This is a genomic window from Methanothermobacter crinale (assembly GCF_055397825.1).
In genome coordinates this window covers 809,369-824,791 of the sequence record NZ_AP042450.1, presented here as the reverse complement: position 1 = coordinate 824,791, position 15,423 = coordinate 809,369, and the positions used below count along the sequence as shown (strand labels likewise).

At 40.3% G+C, this 15,423-nt stretch carries 23 protein-coding genes; all 23 read left to right on the top strand.

Going from position 1 to position 15,423, the window contains the following annotated elements:
- The first annotated feature begins 1 nt into the window (after nt 1).
- The 23 genes from ACZ5XX_RS04885 to ACZ5XX_RS04775 all read left to right on the top strand — a co-directional run bounded on the left by ACZ5XX_RS04885 (nt 2) and on the right by ACZ5XX_RS04775 (nt 15,408).
- A complete protein-coding gene (locus ACZ5XX_RS04885) occupies nt 2-976 on the top strand; it encodes a permease (protein WP_464583095.1) in 975 nt (324 codons plus the stop codon).
- 12 nt (nt 977-988) lie between these two features.
- The gene (locus tag ACZ5XX_RS04880; RefSeq protein ID WP_464583094.1) at nt 989-1,219 is read left to right on the top strand and encodes an MTH895/ArsE family thioredoxin-like protein; all 231 of its coding nucleotides are present in this window, start codon (nt 989-991) and stop codon (nt 1,217-1,219) included.
- An 11-nt stretch (nt 1,220-1,230) separates the two neighbouring features.
- Complete coding sequence (locus tag ACZ5XX_RS04875; protein WP_464583093.1) at nt 1,231-1,425, top strand: hypothetical protein; 195 nt, start codon at nt 1,231-1,233, stop codon at nt 1,423-1,425.
- Nucleotides 1,426-1,427: 2 nt separating this feature from the next.
- Nucleotides 1,428-1,718, top strand: coding sequence for a pyrroline-5-carboxylate reductase family protein (locus ACZ5XX_RS04870; RefSeq protein ID WP_464583092.1), 291 nt, complete (start codon nt 1,428-1,430; stop codon nt 1,716-1,718).
- A 5-nt stretch (nt 1,719-1,723) separates the two neighbouring features.
- Complete coding sequence (locus ACZ5XX_RS04865) at nt 1,724-2,194, top strand: pyrroline-5-carboxylate reductase family protein (protein ID WP_464583091.1); 471 nt, start codon at nt 1,724-1,726, stop codon at nt 2,192-2,194.
- The gene (locus ACZ5XX_RS04860; RefSeq protein WP_464583089.1) at nt 2,188-3,105 is read left to right on the top strand and encodes an ABC transporter ATP-binding protein; all 918 of its coding nucleotides are present in this window, start codon (nt 2,188-2,190) and stop codon (nt 3,103-3,105) included. The genes ACZ5XX_RS04865 and ACZ5XX_RS04860 overlap by 7 nt, the downstream gene beginning before the upstream one ends.
- Before the next feature lies 1 nt (nt 3,106).
- Nucleotides 3,107-3,841 (top strand): ABC transporter permease, encoded by a 735-nt coding sequence (locus ACZ5XX_RS04855; protein ID WP_464583088.1) that lies wholly within the window; start codon nt 3,107-3,109, stop codon nt 3,839-3,841.
- Between the two features lie 14 nt (nt 3,842-3,855).
- Complete coding sequence (locus ACZ5XX_RS04850; protein ID WP_464583087.1) at nt 3,856-4,314, top strand: universal stress protein; 459 nt, start codon at nt 3,856-3,858, stop codon at nt 4,312-4,314.
- On the top strand, nt 4,311-4,652 hold the full coding sequence (locus ACZ5XX_RS04845; protein ID WP_464583085.1) for an ArsR/SmtB family transcription factor: 342 nt from the start codon (nt 4,311-4,313) through the stop codon (nt 4,650-4,652). The genes ACZ5XX_RS04850 and ACZ5XX_RS04845 overlap by 4 nt, the downstream gene beginning before the upstream one ends.
- An 80-nt stretch (nt 4,653-4,732) precedes the next feature.
- Nucleotides 4,733-5,368, top strand: a complete 636-nt coding sequence (locus ACZ5XX_RS04840) for a biotin transporter BioY (RefSeq protein WP_464586234.1) — start codon at nt 4,733-4,735, stop codon at nt 5,366-5,368.
- Complete coding sequence (locus tag ACZ5XX_RS04835; RefSeq protein WP_464583084.1) at nt 5,352-5,753, top strand: DUF1284 domain-containing protein; 402 nt, start codon at nt 5,352-5,354, stop codon at nt 5,751-5,753. Before ACZ5XX_RS04840 ends, ACZ5XX_RS04835 begins: the two co-directional genes overlap by 17 nt.
- 55 nt (nt 5,754-5,808) lie before the next feature.
- Entirely contained in the window at nt 5,809-6,342 is a 534-nt protein-coding gene (locus ACZ5XX_RS04830) for a THUMP domain-containing protein (RefSeq protein ID WP_464583082.1), read from the top strand.
- Between the two features lie 85 nt (nt 6,343-6,427).
- Complete coding sequence (locus ACZ5XX_RS04825; RefSeq protein ID WP_464583081.1) at nt 6,428-7,213, top strand: potassium channel family protein; 786 nt, start codon at nt 6,428-6,430, stop codon at nt 7,211-7,213.
- 64 nt (nt 7,214-7,277) lie between these two features.
- Nucleotides 7,278-7,571: a TIGR04076 family protein gene (locus tag ACZ5XX_RS04820; protein WP_464583079.1), complete on the top strand. Its 294-nt coding sequence runs from the start codon at nt 7,278-7,280 to the stop codon at nt 7,569-7,571.
- 5 nt (nt 7,572-7,576) lie between these two features.
- Nucleotides 7,577-7,921, top strand: coding sequence for an Mth938-like domain-containing protein (locus ACZ5XX_RS04815; protein WP_464583077.1), 345 nt, complete (start codon nt 7,577-7,579; stop codon nt 7,919-7,921).
- Nucleotides 7,922-7,949: 28 nt separating this feature from the next.
- Nucleotides 7,950-9,299 (top strand): MmgE/PrpD family protein, encoded by a 1,350-nt coding sequence (locus tag ACZ5XX_RS04810; RefSeq protein WP_464583076.1) that lies wholly within the window; start codon nt 7,950-7,952, stop codon nt 9,297-9,299.
- Entirely contained in the window at nt 9,296-10,201 is a 906-nt protein-coding gene (locus ACZ5XX_RS04805; protein WP_464583074.1) for a peptidase, read from the top strand. The genes ACZ5XX_RS04810 and ACZ5XX_RS04805 overlap by 4 nt, the downstream gene beginning before the upstream one ends.
- A complete protein-coding gene (locus ACZ5XX_RS04800) occupies nt 10,198-11,040 on the top strand; it encodes a fumarate hydratase (protein WP_464583073.1) in 843 nt (280 codons plus the stop codon). The genes ACZ5XX_RS04805 and ACZ5XX_RS04800 overlap by 4 nt, the downstream gene beginning before the upstream one ends.
- Nucleotides 11,041-11,050: 10 nt before the next feature.
- Complete coding sequence (locus ACZ5XX_RS04795; protein WP_464583072.1) at nt 11,051-11,860, top strand: citryl-CoA lyase; 810 nt, start codon at nt 11,051-11,053, stop codon at nt 11,858-11,860.
- Between the two features lie 108 nt (nt 11,861-11,968).
- Nucleotides 11,969-12,283, top strand: coding sequence for an ATP synthase archaeal subunit H (gene ahaH, locus ACZ5XX_RS04790; RefSeq protein ID WP_464583071.1), 315 nt, complete (start codon nt 11,969-11,971; stop codon nt 12,281-12,283).
- 11 nt (nt 12,284-12,294) lie between these two features.
- Entirely contained in the window at nt 12,295-14,289 is a 1,995-nt protein-coding gene (locus ACZ5XX_RS04785) for a V-type ATP synthase subunit I (protein ID WP_464583070.1), read from the top strand.
- 5 nt (nt 14,290-14,294) lie between these two features.
- Nucleotides 14,295-14,783 carry a V-type ATP synthase subunit K gene (locus ACZ5XX_RS04780; protein WP_464583069.1) on the top strand — a complete coding sequence of 163 codons (489 nt, stop codon included), beginning with the start codon at nt 14,295-14,297 and terminating at the stop codon, nt 14,781-14,783.
- Between the two features lie 4 nt (nt 14,784-14,787).
- Nucleotides 14,788-15,408, top strand: a complete 621-nt coding sequence (locus ACZ5XX_RS04775; protein WP_464583068.1) for a V-type proton ATPase subunit E — start codon at nt 14,788-14,790, stop codon at nt 15,406-15,408.
- Nucleotides 15,409-15,423 lie beyond the last annotated feature (15 nt).

The following is a 15,423-nucleotide window of genomic DNA, read 5'->3' as shown; positions in this document are numbered from 1 at the left end:
TATGGTATTACAAGAACTCGCCGATTACATAACTTACAAGCTCCTGGGACTTACACCATCCTCCCACCTTGGCAGTGCGGTGAACTTCTTTATCTATGACACCATAAAAATATTCATACTCCTCACAATCCTAATATTCGCCATATCATTTATCAGAACATATATACCCCCGCATAAGGTCAGGGAAACCCTAGAAAAGAGGCATGAATACACAGGGAATATAGCAGCGGCCCTTGTAGGTATAATCACACCATTCTGCTCATGTTCAGCGGTACCATTATTCATTGGATTTGTTGAAGCAGGAGTACCACTAGGGGCAACATTCTCATTCCTCATCTCATCACCCATGATAAACGAAGTGGCGATAATACTCCTACTAGGTTTAGTTGGCTGGGAAATAACAAGCATATACATAATATCTGGTCTCATAATAGCCATAATCGGTGGAATAGTCATAGGAAGATTAAAACTGGAAAACCAACTTGAAGATTATGTTTATGAGACCCTTGAGAAGATGAAAAAACTTGGAAATCCATCTGCTGAAACACCAGCCCCCACACTAAATGAAAGATACATAATAGCAAAAAACGAGACTAAGGACATTCTAAGGAGAGTAGCACCCTATATTATTATAGCCATCGCTATAGGCGGATGGATTCATGGATACGTGCCACAGGATTTCCTACTAGAATATGCCGGTCAAAGTAATATCCTAGCAGTCCCAGTAGCCGTCCTTATAGGGGTTCCATTATATTCAAATGCTGCAGGCACCATACCTCTAATATCGGCCTTGATCGAGAAGGGCATGGCTACGGGAACAGCACTAGCACTTATGATGTCAATAACAGCACTTTCACTCCCAGAGATGATAATATTAAGAAAGGTTATGAAACCGAAACTCCTTGGATTATTTATAGGTATACTGGCAATCTCCATAATAATAACCGGTTATATTTTCAATTTTATAATAGGATGAGGTGAAAATAACATGAAATTAAGAATATACGGTGTAGGATGCGCAAATTGCGAAATACTTGAAAAGAATGTTAAAGAAGCCGTGAGCGAACTTGGAATTGATGCAGAAATCGAGAAAATAGATGATATAGATGCAATATTAGAATCAGGTATAACAGCCCTCCCAGCATTCGCAATAGATGGCGAAATAAAAGTTATGGGTAGAATAGCATCCAAAGAAGAGATAAAAAACCTCCTATCATAATGGTGATATTAATGGCAAAAGAAGAAAAAGGTTTCGAGGCCAAAATTAAGGCCATGACAGCAGGAGGATGCGCATGCATGACAGGCATCCTGGAAAAGAAAGCCTCAACCCTAAAAAAGGTAGTATGTAAAGGGTGCGGTAAAGTTTTCAGAACCAACAGGGACACAGAATACTGTTATGATTGCCAAAAGAAACTAAGTCGATAAATATGAAGATTGCTTTCATCGGAGGAGGAAGAATCGTAAAGATAATCCTAGAAGGACTTAAAAGAGCCAATAGATTACCTAAGGATATTTCAGTTTATGACAAGGACAAAAAAGCCTTGAAAAAACTGGAAAAGTTTTCAATAAAAACAGGAACAGATAACAGGAAAGCAGCAGAAGCAGACATAATATTTTTAGCAGTCCATCCTCCTATTATAAAATCTGTCCTCCAAGAAGTAAAAGGATCCTTAAAAGACGATTCCATAATAGTATCACTCGCTCCTGAAGTAATATAAAACAAATGCGCAACCAGACAGGATCCCGGAAAATGGCCCGGATAATACCCAACGCACCCTCCATAATCAACAAAGGACACAATCCAATCACATTCTCCAACGACATGACCAAAAAAGAAAAAATGAAACTCTTAGAGATCCTAGAGCCTCTAGGAGAATTCCCAGAAGTCGAGGAGGAAAAACTTGAAGCATATGCTGTTATAACAGCAATGGGGCCCACCTATTTTTGGTTCCAATTCATAGAACTTGAAAGATTAGCAAAATCATTTGGCATGGACGATGAAGAGGCTAAAAAAGCCATAGAAAAGATGGTGAAAGGAGCTGTTGACGTCCTCTATCATCCCAAGCTCAAAAGAGATGAAATCCTAGACCTAATACCAATAAAACCCCTAAGTGAAAGTGAAGCTAAGATAAAATCCATCTATAAAGACAAACTAGAAGCCATCTTCAAAACAACTAAAATGATAATATGCTAATAGAAGTTAAGAATCTCAGTAAACGATTCGGGAACATTCAAGCAGTTGATAATATAAACTTCAGTGTCAAAAAAGGTGAAATATTCGGTTTCCTCGGACCCAACGGAGCCGGTAAAACCACCACGGTGAGAATGTTAACAGGCATAATAAAACCAGATAATGGTCAAATAAATATTCTAGGCCAGGACATGACAAAGGATCCGATAAAGGTTAAAGAGAAGATCGGCGTTGTCCCAGAGACCTCTAATGCATACCTAGACATCACAGGCTGGGAGAATATGATGCTCACCGCAGGACTCTATGACATCCCCAAAAAACATGCTAGCAAACGTTCAAAAGAACTCCTGGAAGATTTTGACATTTACAATAGAAGAAACCATAAGGTTAAGGGTTATTCTAAAGGGATGAAACAGCGCCTAATACTCTGCATGGCACTTATACACAATCCTCTAATTCTGTTCCTTGACGAGCCCACCAGCGGTCTCGACGTTCAAAGCAGCATCAAAATAATAGAAAAACTTAAAAGGATAAAAAAAGAGGGTAAAACCATCTTCCTAACAACCCATAACATGTGGGAAGCTGAGAAACTCTGTGACAGGATAGCCATAATAAACAAAGGGAAAATCGCGGCAATAGACGAACCAAGATTCCTCAAGGAACTAACAGAAGAAATGAAAAAAGTTGAGATAACATTCGAAGAAAAACCCAACTTCGAAAATATAAAAAAGCTTATCAGAGCACCAATCACTAAAACAGGAGATAAAAGTTTCATAGTAGAATCTGAGGATATAACCGAAATTATCTGGAAAATAAGCAAATTTACAATGGAAAATAACCTGAGGATAACCTCATTAAACACTCTAACCCCATCCCTAGAAGAAGTTTTCATAAAAATAATAGAGGGGAGATAAATTGGGCCAATTAAACCGTGCGCTAACAATAACAAAAAAGAACATCCTCATATATTATTTGAAGGGGCCGGTGATAATATTCGGCATCCTCATACCAGTATTTTTCTTTTTGGCCTTTATAGCGGGGGGTAAGCACCTACCCTGGAGTTTCCTTATAAGTGGGCTTATAAGTATGACAGTATTCTTCACCGCAACCTCAGTATCCCCCGTGATAATGCCATGGGAGGCTCAAATGAACACGCTAGAAAGGCTCGTAGCATCCCCAGTTTCGATCTATGCGATAATAGTCGGTGACATATTAGCATCTATCTGTTTTAGTTTCCTGATAACTGTCGTACCAGTAATATTAGCATTAGTCACTAATATAACCATCAAAAACCCTCTAATTTTTGTACTTGGGATTATATTAGCTGCTACATGTTTCTCAGTCCTTGGAAGCTTGTTGTCAACGCCAAAAACGAACCTCCCATCTAATATTATGATGTTATCATCTCTTATCAAATTCCCCCTCGTATTTATAAGTGGAATATTCATACCTTTAGAAATGATGGGCTGGGGAAACTACATAGCCATATTCTCACCACTAACCTACACAATGGAGATTGTGAGATACTCAATGCAAGGAACACACACATACCCCATAATCATGGATATAGTTTCCTTGATATTATTCACCATAATTTTCTTCATAGCCTCTATAAAACTACACGAGGCGAACATCCCACACAGAATATAAGGGAGGTATAATTTGTGTACAAGAAGATATTATTGGCTACAGATGGATCCAAATGTTCCAGGATAGCTGCGGAACATGCTATTAAGATCGCGGAACAGAATAATGCGGAGTTAATCGTCCTAACAGTGACCGAAACATACCCCATTGAAAGGCTTCCAGTTGAAGACCTGGCGCGTAAAGTGATCCAACTCTTCAAAAAAGAATCGGAAAAGGCCCTCCAGGACGTCAAGAACATAATAGAAGAAAAAGGATCGCCCATAAAATTTACATTGAAGAATGTTGAAGGAAAGGCCGCGGATTCAATCCTTAAAGTGGCCGAAGACGAGGACGTCGACCTTATCGTTGTTGGAGTTTCAGGCAAACACGCCCTTGAAAAGTTTGTGCTTGGAAGCGTGTCTGAAAAGATTGTGAAAAGCGCTCGAGTCCCCGTACTCGTGGCCCGTTCAAAGAGAAAGGGTAAGGAGGTCTCATGAAACTTAAAAAACCGACAGATGAACAAATAAAGGAACTTAGAATGGTCTTGTCGAAGATCCCGGATGATGAAAAAATCGAAAGGGACGCTTCCATTATAAAGGCCTTAGCTGACCCCACAAGACTCAAAATAGTATATTTCCTCCAACATGGAGAACGTTGTGTATGTGAATTAATAGAAGCCCTTGAAAGGCCGCAACCAACAATATCCCATCATTTAACCATACTCAAAAATGCTGGGATCCTTAAATGGAGAAAAGAAGGTGTATGGATACATTACAGACTAGCTGATGAGAAAATACCAGAGCTCATAGAAAAACTACTAATCCACTTAAGATAGCCCCCCATGGAAAATATTTTATAAAAAGCTGATCATAAAAAAGATAAGTTGATTAATCAGCCCCCATGGAGGGATTTAATGTGAACCTGGAAAGCTACTACAAGAAGCGTTACATGTTATTCAAATGGAGAACCAGCCAATCTTTCGTTAACAAATCTATTATGGCATTTTTCATGGCCTGTTTAACTGGTTTAATGGCGCAGATTGTAATCCCACTTCCTTGGACGCCAGTACCTGTAACCGCCCAAACATTCGCAGTTTTAATTTCAGGAATACTTCTCGGGAGATATTGGGGTGGCTTCAGCCAACTACTCTACGTAATCCTTGGCGTGGCTGGGATACCATGGTTCGCTGGCATGGAAGGCGGTTATACCATCATCCTAGGAGCCACTGGGGGATACTTAATAGGCTTCATAATAGCAGCGCTCTTCCTAGGTCATTTCGTTGATAAATACATAGGTTCGAGAAATTTCATACCCATGTTTGCTCTGATGCTATTTGCCAACTTCATACTAATTTATGTGCCAGGACTCCTTGCCTTGGGTTTCTGGGTTTACACAACAAAAGGATACATCCCATCTCTATGGGATCTCCTTGTTATGGGCCTTTTACCATTCATCATAGGAGACATTATTAAAATCACAGGAGCTTCCGCACTTACAAAGGCCATAACCCCCAAGGAAGCCTATGGTGAAGAGGTTGACACCAAAGATTAGAGCACATCACCTTCTATGTATAGAAGGCTTCCAAGGATATGGATACGATAAAAAATTCACAGAAAACCTCAAGGATATCATCAAAACCCTAAAAGAAGATCCTAACATCCAAGTTACACTAGTGAATGAGGTTGATGAAATCTGTAGGATGTGTCCCAATAAAAGTAAATGTGAAGGGGATGAGAACCTAAAAGCCAAAGATGAGAGGCTAATCAAGCACCTAAACCTTAATGTTAAAGAAACTAAGCAGTACCATGAACTGCACTCTTTAATCGAAAATATAGATTTCAAGATCTTGGAGGAAATCTGTGGCAATTGCCAATGGATTAAAAAATGCAAATTTTACACTAAAAAAAGAATATTATACAATAGAATACACCAATAAGGTCTGTAAGGTGAATCCTATCCTTATTGTGTTAAAATTGTGGGGGTGAAGTAAAATGAAAATTCCAGAATATTTTAACCTTCTTGTAACTGTATGTGGCCAGAAAGGTGGAATTGGCGGCGAAGAGCTTGTGGGGATGGAGGAACTCGAACTCGCACTTCAAGATTATGAATCTCCACTTAACATAAAAGATTGTGAGTTTCCTAATGTAATTCTAATCGATCTTGCAATGGATCCCAAGGAGGCTGTGAAGATCCTTGAAAATTCACCTACAACAGTAATATCAAAGGTCGTGCCGATCGAACTCGTGGTAAAAACGAGAAAAGATAGCATCCTAGAGAAGACGCTTGCACTTGCAAAGGAAAAAACTAAACCAGGAGATTCATTTAAGATTATATGCCATCTCAGAGGCAGGAGATATATAAAAGCCCCAGAGGAGATAATAGATGATCTTTCAGAACTTCTAATTGACAAACTGGCCCTCGAAAGGGATGAGAACAATCCAAAGTGGATAGTGCAAGTAGAAGTGGTTGGAGAAAACACTGGTATCAGCATCCTAAAACCTGATGAAGTCCTCAAAAAAATATGAAAATCCCCCCCAATAATGGGGGGGCATGGCACTAGGATTATACCCCCCGCGTTAATGTTTAAGATTTCCCCTAGGGGAGTTGTATGTGATTGAAAAGATCCAAGAAAAGTTTAGTCTATTCCTACAAGTGATAATACTCACCCTAATAATCCTCGACGGATTCCTCCTCCTAATAAGCATATTCTTGCCATTGAAACATGCAACATTCTCCGATATAATCATCTTTGATTTTGTGACGAGCATAATATTGGCAATCGGATATCTGTTCCGCTTGAAACATAGGGTCATTAATTGGAACGCTCTTATCGTATCCATACCATTCTATTTTATCGGTGTCTACGGCCTGGGCCTTGAGCCCGCTTCCCTGGTCTTCAAACCATTAAATTTATTGAAAGTTTTCGGGTTATTTTTTGCTGTGAAGGAACTTGCAGCTTCTGTTAATAAATTTGTTAAAAAGAGCCGGTTAACTTATGGTTTGAGTCTGTTCATCTCCTCTCTGTTATTGTTCACCATAATATTCTTTTTGGTGGAATTTCCTGTTAATCCTGCTGTTAACACATATGAGGATTCCCTATGGTATGTGCTCCAAACCCTTACAACAGTCGGATACGGTGACATCATACCAGTAACTGTCCTCGGCCGCCTTACAGGTGTCATTGTAATGTTAAGTGCGATTGTAGCTACAAGTCTTATAACAGCCTCTGCAACTTCAACACTCATCGAAAAATTTAGAGAAGAACAGGACAAGATCCTTGAGGAGAGAAGATACCAGTTAGAAAAGTTTGAGGAGAAGATTGACGAATTCCAAAAACGACTTGAAAGGATTGAAGAATATGATCGTGAACTTATAGAAATGCTAAAAAGGAAGTAAGTGTATAAAAATATTATTAGTGAACATCTTGAAGATCAAATAATCTGGGGGAGGTTTTTTTGGAATGTTGGAGATAATGGTCCATAAGATAAAAGGGGAATGCCCAGTTTATAAGGAAGGTGACAAGATTATTGTAGACGATCCCCAGATACTTTTAGATGAGACTGATGCACTTTGCACCCATGCACTATCCACCATACTACATTATACCACTATACTTGAAAGGGATTGGTGCCCGGTTGAACTTGGACTTACCAGGGAAGACGACCCTGAAAATGCGTATATGCAATGTGTAGACCCTGGAAAGCCATATACAGATGGTGGCACTGTGATATTCAAATGTAAGAGGATAAAGTGATCAACATGTTCCAAGATTGTAAATTTGGAATGGTAGAATATGATGAGAAAAAATACAATCATGATATCATAGTGCATGTGGATGGGAATGTAACACCAAGAAAAAAGGAAATTTCAAGGAGAAAGTATGGCACTTCACATATCCTTGCAGAGGAGGAAATCGAACCACTAATCCATGAAAAACCAGAGACTATAATTGTCGGATCAGGCGTCCATGGCGCCCTAAGATTGGGTGAAATTAGCATAGATGCTGATATCATAGTATTGCCAACATGTAAAGCCGTGAAAAAATATAACCAGTTAATAGGGGCAGGGAAAAAAGTAGCAGCCATTGTCCATGTGACCTGTTAACCCTCTGATAAAACATAAAAAGTTTATATTGTCCGCTGAGAACATCATTTTTATGATAACAAGGAAGTTTGCTGATTTTATAGTATCATTAGAGCATGATGATATACCCTCAGAGGCGTTGGAGAAGGCTAAATTATGTTTTCTAGATTTTCTCGGAGTTTCATTACGGGGATCAAGAGAAAAAAGTGGACTTTCAGCATTAAAAGCCCTGAAGCCTTTCATATCCCATGGTGAATCGACTATTATAGGTCATGGGCGTGGAGACCCATTAAATGCCAGTCTAATTAATGGTATATTCGCTCATAATCTTGACTTGGACGATGGCCACAGGTTAGCCCACTTACATCCTGGAGCATCGGTTATACCAGCGACACTCGCATTAGCAGAAAAAGAAAAAGTCACAGGAAAAAAATTTCTCACATCCATTATAGTAGGCTATGAAATATGCCTAAGCCTAGGGCTTATGATAAACCCATATCACCGTAACATGGGATTCCATTCCACAGGCACTTGTGGAACATTCGGGGCAGCTGCAGCTAGTGCGAAGATCCTAAATTTAAATAAAAAACAGACACTAGATTGCCTAGGATTAGCAGGTACCCAGGCTGCGGGGCTTCTTGAATCTGATCATAAAGGTAGTATGGGAAAACATTTACATGCAGGTAGAGCAGCCCAATCCGGAGTGCTTTCCGCCCTCCTTGCACTTGAGGGATTCACCGGGGCAGATACCATAATAGAAGGTGATGAAGGCTTCTTGAATGCTATGAGTCCAAAACATGATACTCACCTAGAATTGGGTGGTTTCCATATCAGAAAAATTTATATGAAAAAATATCCCATCTGCAGGCATCTCCATTCCACCATAAACGCGGCCGCGAAAATACTCGATTCTCTAGGAACAGAATCAATCAATGAAGATATTGTGGATGAAATAATTGTAAAAACATATAAAGTGGCAGCAGAACACGACAATTACAACCCAAAGAACATAGAATCTATAAGACAGAGCCTGCCATTTTCACTCGCACTATTCCTATTAAATGGGGATCTAAGATTAGAGAACATGAAAAAATTCAAAAAAGCCCAAAGACTTGCCAAGAAAATCAAGATAGAAACCAGCAAAAAAATGAATTATCTCTACCCGGAAAAAAGACCTTCGAAGGTCATTTTAAGATTAAAAGATAAAAGCTTAGAATCTTCGAGCATGTTAGCCCATGGAGAACCAGAAAAACCATTTACAAAAGAAGACATCCTGAAAAAATTTAAAATCCTAAACAATGGATATGATATCCAAAAATTAAAAGTCCTAGATAAAATAGAATCAAGCACCATGGACGAGCTAATGGACAAATTAGACCTACGGAGGAAAACCCCATGAACAATAGAGAATTTCTAGAAAATCTCGGTATAAAAAGCGGTTACCCTCTCAAAGAATCAGAAAAAACATTCAAAGACGGCGCACAGTATCGTTTCGAAGTCCCTGGGATACAAAAACCTTCAACCCTCAGAAGCCTCATAGACGCCCTTGAAGAATATGATGTAACAATCCACAGAGTAACTCAAACAAAGGGTATAATGCTACTCACAGACCAAGAAATCCAAGAAATGGTCGAAATCGCTGCAGATGCAAAACTGGAACTATTCCTAAGTGTAGGGCCCAGGGCAACTTATGATACGAGCGCAACCGCGAAAACTAGAGAAGGTGCGAGGATAGGATATCGTCTCAGGGGCTACGAAAACCTATTATACGCCCTTGAAGACGTTAAAAGAGCCGCCAATATAGGTGTTAAGGGTATAGTAGTATATGATGAAGGAATGCTATGGGTGCTCAACAAGATGAGAAAATCAGGCCACCTCCCAGAAGATCTTCGCTTTAAAGTTTCAGCACATTGTGGACATGGCAACCCAGCATCCGCCCTACTACTAGAAAAGATTGGAGCAGACTCATTCAATCCAGTTAGGGACCTCCCAATACTTATGCTAGCCTCCATCAGAAACACCATAAGAATACCAATAGATTTACATACAGAAAATCCACAATCCTCAGGGGGTTTTATAAGACACTATGAAGTGCCGGATATGATACGGTACACTGCCCCAGTTTACCTCAAAACAGGAGGCTCAATCGCGAAAAAACATGGATGGGACACCACAAAGACGGAAGCAAAGGAAAGGATAAGACAAGTACAACTCGTACAATCAATGATCGAAAGATACTACCCAGAAGCCCAAGCCTCTCCAAGGGGCGGTAAAGACCTTGCAATACCGGTGATCAGATGAACCTCGTTACAAGAGTGAAGAATGCTCTGATAAAAGCAAGTACAAGTTATACAAGTGACATTAGAAGAGCATACAAAAGAGCCCTCAAAAGAGAGGAAGATGAAAATGCAGCTTGGGTGCTCAAACTAATCCTAGAAAATGAGAAAATAGCAAGAAAAGAAAAAAGGCCACTCTGTGACGATACTGGGATCCCCCATGTCATCATCGAAATCGGAGAAAAAGTCACCCCACCCAGTGGCTTCCTAAGCCAGATAAAAGAAGGAATAAAAGAGGGTTTAAAGGAATTGCCGGGAAGGCCCATGGCCGTGAAAGGAGATGAAATTCAACGTATAGAACAAAGCAAAGGCCTATATGATGATCCTTCAATGGTCGCGCCCCCATCCTTTCTAATGGATGCAATAAGCGAGGACATTATAAAGATCCATATTTTAATGTTAGGTGGGGGGCCTGAAATACGCGCTCGTACATATAGAGTTTTCCATCGTCATAATAACAGAAAATTATTTGAAGAAGTTCTCACATGGATGAAAACAGAGATTCCAATGTTGGGGTGCACTCCCTGCATCCCAGCCATTGGCATTGGAAGGACTCATTTTGAGGCCACTTCTCTCATGCTTAAGGCTATGGCCAATGGTGACCTTGACAGACAATCAAAGATCGAAGAATATTTAACAGAAGCTATTAATAGGACTGGTGTGGGTGGCCTAGGACTTGGAGGATCCGTAACAGCCTTGGGATCCTTTATCAAGATCGGGCCCCAGAGAGCCAGTGGCGTGAGGATAGTTTCTATGAGGTTTTCTTGTTGTGTGGAGCCGAGAAGGGCGACAATAATATTATGAGGTGTGATCAATGGCAATAAGGAAAGAATCGCTTGAAAAAATATTCGATGTTAATGTCTCCCGTTGGAAAACTAGTATTAGTTGGATTGAAGAAGATTTCATCGTTACACGCGGATATTTCCAAGAGGATTTGATTGGGAATGTTTCATTTGCTGATGTTGTCTTCTTATTATTGAAGGGAGATTTACCCTCCAAAGAGGAGTCTATGATGCTTGATGCTATACTTGTATCTTTCTGTGATCATGGTGTTACCCCACCCAGCACGCAGATCGCTCGTTTAGCAGCATCTACAGGTTCTCCTTTACATGCTTCCGCAGCAGCTGGACTTTTAGCTTTTGGAAGAGAACATGCAGGGGCCATTCAGGATTGTATGAAGCTCCTCCAGGAGACTCTGAAGGATGATGGTGAGGTTTCTCAACTTGCAAGGGAGATTGTCCATGATTATCTGGAAAGGGATGAGAGGATACCCGGTTTTGGTCATAGGTATCATAGTAGGGATCCTAGGGCGGCTAGGATATTGGAATTAGCGAGGAAGTATAAATGTATGGGGAGACATGCCCAATTAGCATTGGAAATAGAAAAGGTTTTAAATCGGTTGAAGGATATTAATATGAATATTGATGGTGCTAATGCGGCAATATTGTCAGATCTTGGATTCCATTGGGAAATTGGGACAGGCATGTTCATGATAGGAAGATTACCAGGGTTGATAGCTCATATAAGTGAGGAAAAGATGGAAGAGAAGCCCTTCAGGAAGACCCTGGACCTTGGGGACATAGAATATCATGGAAGAAAACCAGATAGGATAATGAGGGGATGAAATCCTTTTACTCATAAAATTTATGAAATTATTATGGAAGTGGAATGAAATAGTAAAAGATAAATATACTCATAAGATAGACCTTTCACTATACAAAGGGTGGTTTAAATGGCAACAATAGCAGAAGCTATCATGGTGATAAAAAAGGCTGAAAATGATGCTAACAAGCTAATACAGGAGTCAAAGGATAAATCATCCCAGATGATCGAAGATGCTAGGGTGAAAGCGCTGGAGATCATAGAAAGTGCTAAAAGAGAGGCTGAAGACGAAGCAGAGGCCATGATATACGAATCAAAGGCGCAGGCTAGGAAGGAAGCAGCAGAAATTTCAAGTGAAACTAAAAGGAAAACAGAAATCCTAAAATCCAAGGCCATGGATAAAATTGATGAAGCAGCAGAACTTATCATAAAAACAATAATCTAGAGTTGAGTAAAATGTTTCTACCAGCAAGGATGCGTAAACTTAAAATCATAACCTTTGAGAAATACACAGACCCTGTGATCCGATCCTTGCACGAAGAAGGAATAACACAAATAGATAACATATCGGAGCGTATACAAGAAGACCCACAATGGGCCCAACTATTAAAACCTTCAAAACCCACACCCCAAACTACTAGGATAGCATCCCTCCTGATGAGAACAACAAGTATAATAGATTTCATGGACACACTAATAACCAAGAAAAAAAAGATAAAAGAGGTTATAAAAGAATTCCTCAACCCCCCAATCCCAAAAAAGAGGAAAGTAGAAGAATTAGATTCAGAATCATTAATAAAGAAAGCAGAAAAGGAATTATCAAAGGTAGAAACGAAGATAAAATCCCTTGAAAGTAAATTAAACCAATTAGACACGGAAAAGGGAGATCTAGAGTCCACTATAAACCTATGGGGGAAACTAGTCGATTTCGATATTGATTTTACCGATATAGAAGAATCTAAGTACATAACAGCCATCGTAGGGAAAATACCCATTGAAAAGTTCAAAAAGGCACCTGAGAAGATAAAAGAGATAACAGACGAATTCGCAATCTTTGACATGGAAACAGAACCCCCAACCGAAAGAAAAGTATTCCTAATAACACTAAAAGAACACGAAGATACAATAGCAACCCTATTAAGGAGAATGGACTTCGAAAGATTCGAAATAGCAGGCCTCAAGGGCAAACCCTCAGAAGTAATCCGAAAATCCAAGGAAAGACTTAAGGAAATCCACAAAGAAAGAAAAGACACAATCAAAGAAGTGGAAAAGATAAAAAACGAATGGGAAGAAGAACTCCTCATACTCAAAGAACAACTTACAATCGAAAAGGAAAGAAACGAAATATACTCAGCATTCGGCGAAACAGAAAACACCGTAATGCTAGAAGCATGGGTTCCCCTCAAAGATTGTGAAAAGGCCGAAAAGATCATTAAAGAGGCCAGCGAAGAACACTGCGTTATTGAACGTGAAAAACCAAGCACCAACGACGATGACGTGCCAATACTCCTCGAAAACCCAAGATTCGCAAAGCCATTCGAAACATTCATAAAAATGTACTCACCCCCAAAATATAACGAATACGATCCCACGATTTTCATGGCCTTAATACTCCCATTCTTCTTCGGCTTCTGCCTTACAGACGCATTCTATGGGATAATAGATGCCCTAGTCGGATTCATATTATACCAGGGCCCCGGGAAGGTTAACAAGTTTATGAGAAGCTTCGGCATAATATTCATGGCATGCGGCCTATGGGCATTCATCCTCGGAATGGTTACAAACGGATTCTTAGGCGACTTTTTCCCACGCTTCTTCCACATAAACCTCCCCACAGTAATCCCATTAATAGATGCGTTTAAAGAACCGCAAAACGTACTCTTAATGGCCCTAATCGTGGGCGTGTTACATATAAACTTCGGACTCATTGTAGGTGCAAGAAACAATATAAAAATGGGTAACATGCGTGAGGCCATGGGATCCCAGATAGTATGGCTCATACTCGAATTGGGCATACTTTTAGCTGCCTTAGGCTGGTTATTCAACATATTCCCATTAATGGTAGTTGGAGGTGGTATAGCCGTCCTAGGGATCATACTACTAGTCTACTATAATGGACTCTTCGGACTCATTGACGCTTCAGGATTCCTAGGGACTATACTATCATATTCAAGATTGTTAGCCCTCTGCTTATCCACGGGGGGCATGGCCATGACAGTTAATATTGTCACAGAAATATGCGCCAACCTCATACCAGTGATTGGAGTGGCCCTAGCACCCATAATATTTGTATTTGGCCATATTGCCAATGACACATTCCAGAGTCTTGGCGCTTTCATACACTCACTCCGTTTACATTATGTGGAGTTTTTCTCCCAATTCTTTATGGGAGGAAAGAGAAAATTCAACCCATTTAGTGCTGAAAGAAAACTTACCAAAATAGAGAGGTGAAAAGAATGGTTGAGATTACACTAGGAACAGCTATGGCGGCTGTAGGAGCTGGAATAGCTATAGCATTCGCAGGTTTCGGATCAGCCATGGCTCAAGGAAACGTAGCAGCTGCAAGTGTAGGTGCAGTTGCGGAAAAACCTGAAATGTTCGCGAGGGGCATTATATTCACCGCCCTGCCAGAAACCCAGGCTATCTACGGATTCCTTATAGGAATATTAGTTATAGTATTCTCAGGAATCCTAGGTGGCGGTAAAGCACTTGGCACAACAGGCGGTATCATAGCCCTCAGCGCAGGTTTAGCCATAGGAGTTGCAGGTTTCGGATCAGCTATAGCCCAGGGAAACGTAGCAGCAGGAAGTGTAGGTGCAGTTACTGAAAACCCTGAAATGTTCGCGAGGGGCATTATATTCACCGCACTGCCAGAAACCCAGGCTATCTACGGATTCCTTATAGCAATACTCTTGCTCGTTGGTGGCGTTATGGGAGGAGGCTAAATAGATGGACCCTGGAGTGGACAAGATTGTCTCTAGCATAATCTCCGAGGCCCAGGAAAATGCTAACAAGATAATCAGCGAAGCTGAAAAGAAAGCAGAATCCATAATAGAAGATGGTGAAAAAAGAGCAGCTATCGAAAAAGAAAAAATACTGGAAAGTGCTAGGAAACAAGCTCGGATGCAATATCACCAGTTAATATCAGAGGCTAAGATGAAGGCTAGAAGGGCTGAATTGGAGGCGAGGGAAGAGATAATCACTGAGGCGTTCAAAAAGGCTGAAGAAGAATTACAGAAGATAACAAGTAGTAAAGATGAAAAATACATCCAATCATTAGAGAATATTATAAAGGAAGCCGCCACCGAAATTGGGGGAGGAGAACTGATAGTCCACGTCAAGGAGGATGATAAAGAAAAGATAAAGGACTTAGATTCCATCGCAGAGGATGTTAAATCAGCCACTGGCAAAGATACCAGCCTAGAACTTGGTGAACCCATACAGACCATTGGAGGAGCCATAGTTAAAACCAAGGATGGGAGAATAGAAGTCAACAACACAATCGAGGCGAGACTTTCAAGGTTCGAAAAGTTTCTGCGTTCAGAGGCGGCAAAAATCCTCTTTGATTAAAAAATGGAGAGATCA

What these genes read in the sequence shown, in the direction of transcription:
- ACZ5XX_RS04785 (WP_464583070.1), top strand. Translation starts at nt 12,295, where the DNA reads ATGTTTCTACCAGCAAGGATGCGTAAACTTAAAATCATAACCTTTGAG.
- ACZ5XX_RS04795 (WP_464583072.1), top strand. Translation starts at nt 11,051, where the DNA reads ATGGCAATAAGGAAAGAATCGCTTGAAAAAATATTCGATGTTAATGTC.
- ACZ5XX_RS04820 (WP_464583079.1), top strand. Translation starts at nt 7,278, where the DNA reads ATGTTGGAGATAATGGTCCATAAGATAAAAGGGGAATGCCCAGTTTAT.
- ACZ5XX_RS04880 (WP_464583094.1), top strand. Translation starts at nt 989, where the DNA reads ATGAAATTAAGAATATACGGTGTAGGATGCGCAAATTGCGAAATACTT.
- ACZ5XX_RS04800 (WP_464583073.1), top strand. Translation starts at nt 10,198, where the DNA reads ATGAACCTCGTTACAAGAGTGAAGAATGCTCTGATAAAAGCAAGTACA.
- ACZ5XX_RS04870 (WP_464583092.1), top strand. Translation starts at nt 1,428, where the DNA reads ATGAAGATTGCTTTCATCGGAGGAGGAAGAATCGTAAAGATAATCCTA.
- ACZ5XX_RS04845 (WP_464583085.1), top strand. Translation starts at nt 4,311, where the DNA reads ATGAAACTTAAAAAACCGACAGATGAACAAATAAAGGAACTTAGAATG.
- ACZ5XX_RS04830 (WP_464583082.1), top strand. Translation starts at nt 5,809, where the DNA reads ATGAAAATTCCAGAATATTTTAACCTTCTTGTAACTGTATGTGGCCAG.
- ACZ5XX_RS04780 (WP_464583069.1), top strand. Translation starts at nt 14,295, where the DNA reads ATGGTTGAGATTACACTAGGAACAGCTATGGCGGCTGTAGGAGCTGGA.
- ACZ5XX_RS04885 (WP_464583095.1), top strand. Translation starts at nt 2, where the DNA reads ATGGTATTACAAGAACTCGCCGATTACATAACTTACAAGCTCCTGGGA.
- ACZ5XX_RS04815 (WP_464583077.1), top strand. Translation starts at nt 7,577, where the DNA reads ATGTTCCAAGATTGTAAATTTGGAATGGTAGAATATGATGAGAAAAAA.
- ACZ5XX_RS04875 (WP_464583093.1), top strand. Translation starts at nt 1,231, where the DNA reads ATGGCAAAAGAAGAAAAAGGTTTCGAGGCCAAAATTAAGGCCATGACA.
- ACZ5XX_RS04805 (WP_464583074.1), top strand. Translation starts at nt 9,296, where the DNA reads ATGAACAATAGAGAATTTCTAGAAAATCTCGGTATAAAAAGCGGTTAC.
- ahaH (WP_464583071.1), top strand. Translation starts at nt 11,969, where the DNA reads ATGGCAACAATAGCAGAAGCTATCATGGTGATAAAAAAGGCTGAAAAT.
- ACZ5XX_RS04860 (WP_464583089.1), top strand. Translation starts at nt 2,188, where the DNA reads ATGCTAATAGAAGTTAAGAATCTCAGTAAACGATTCGGGAACATTCAA.
- ACZ5XX_RS04775 (WP_464583068.1), top strand. Translation starts at nt 14,788, where the DNA reads ATGGACCCTGGAGTGGACAAGATTGTCTCTAGCATAATCTCCGAGGCC.
- ACZ5XX_RS04865 (WP_464583091.1), top strand. Translation starts at nt 1,724, where the DNA reads ATGCGCAACCAGACAGGATCCCGGAAAATGGCCCGGATAATACCCAAC.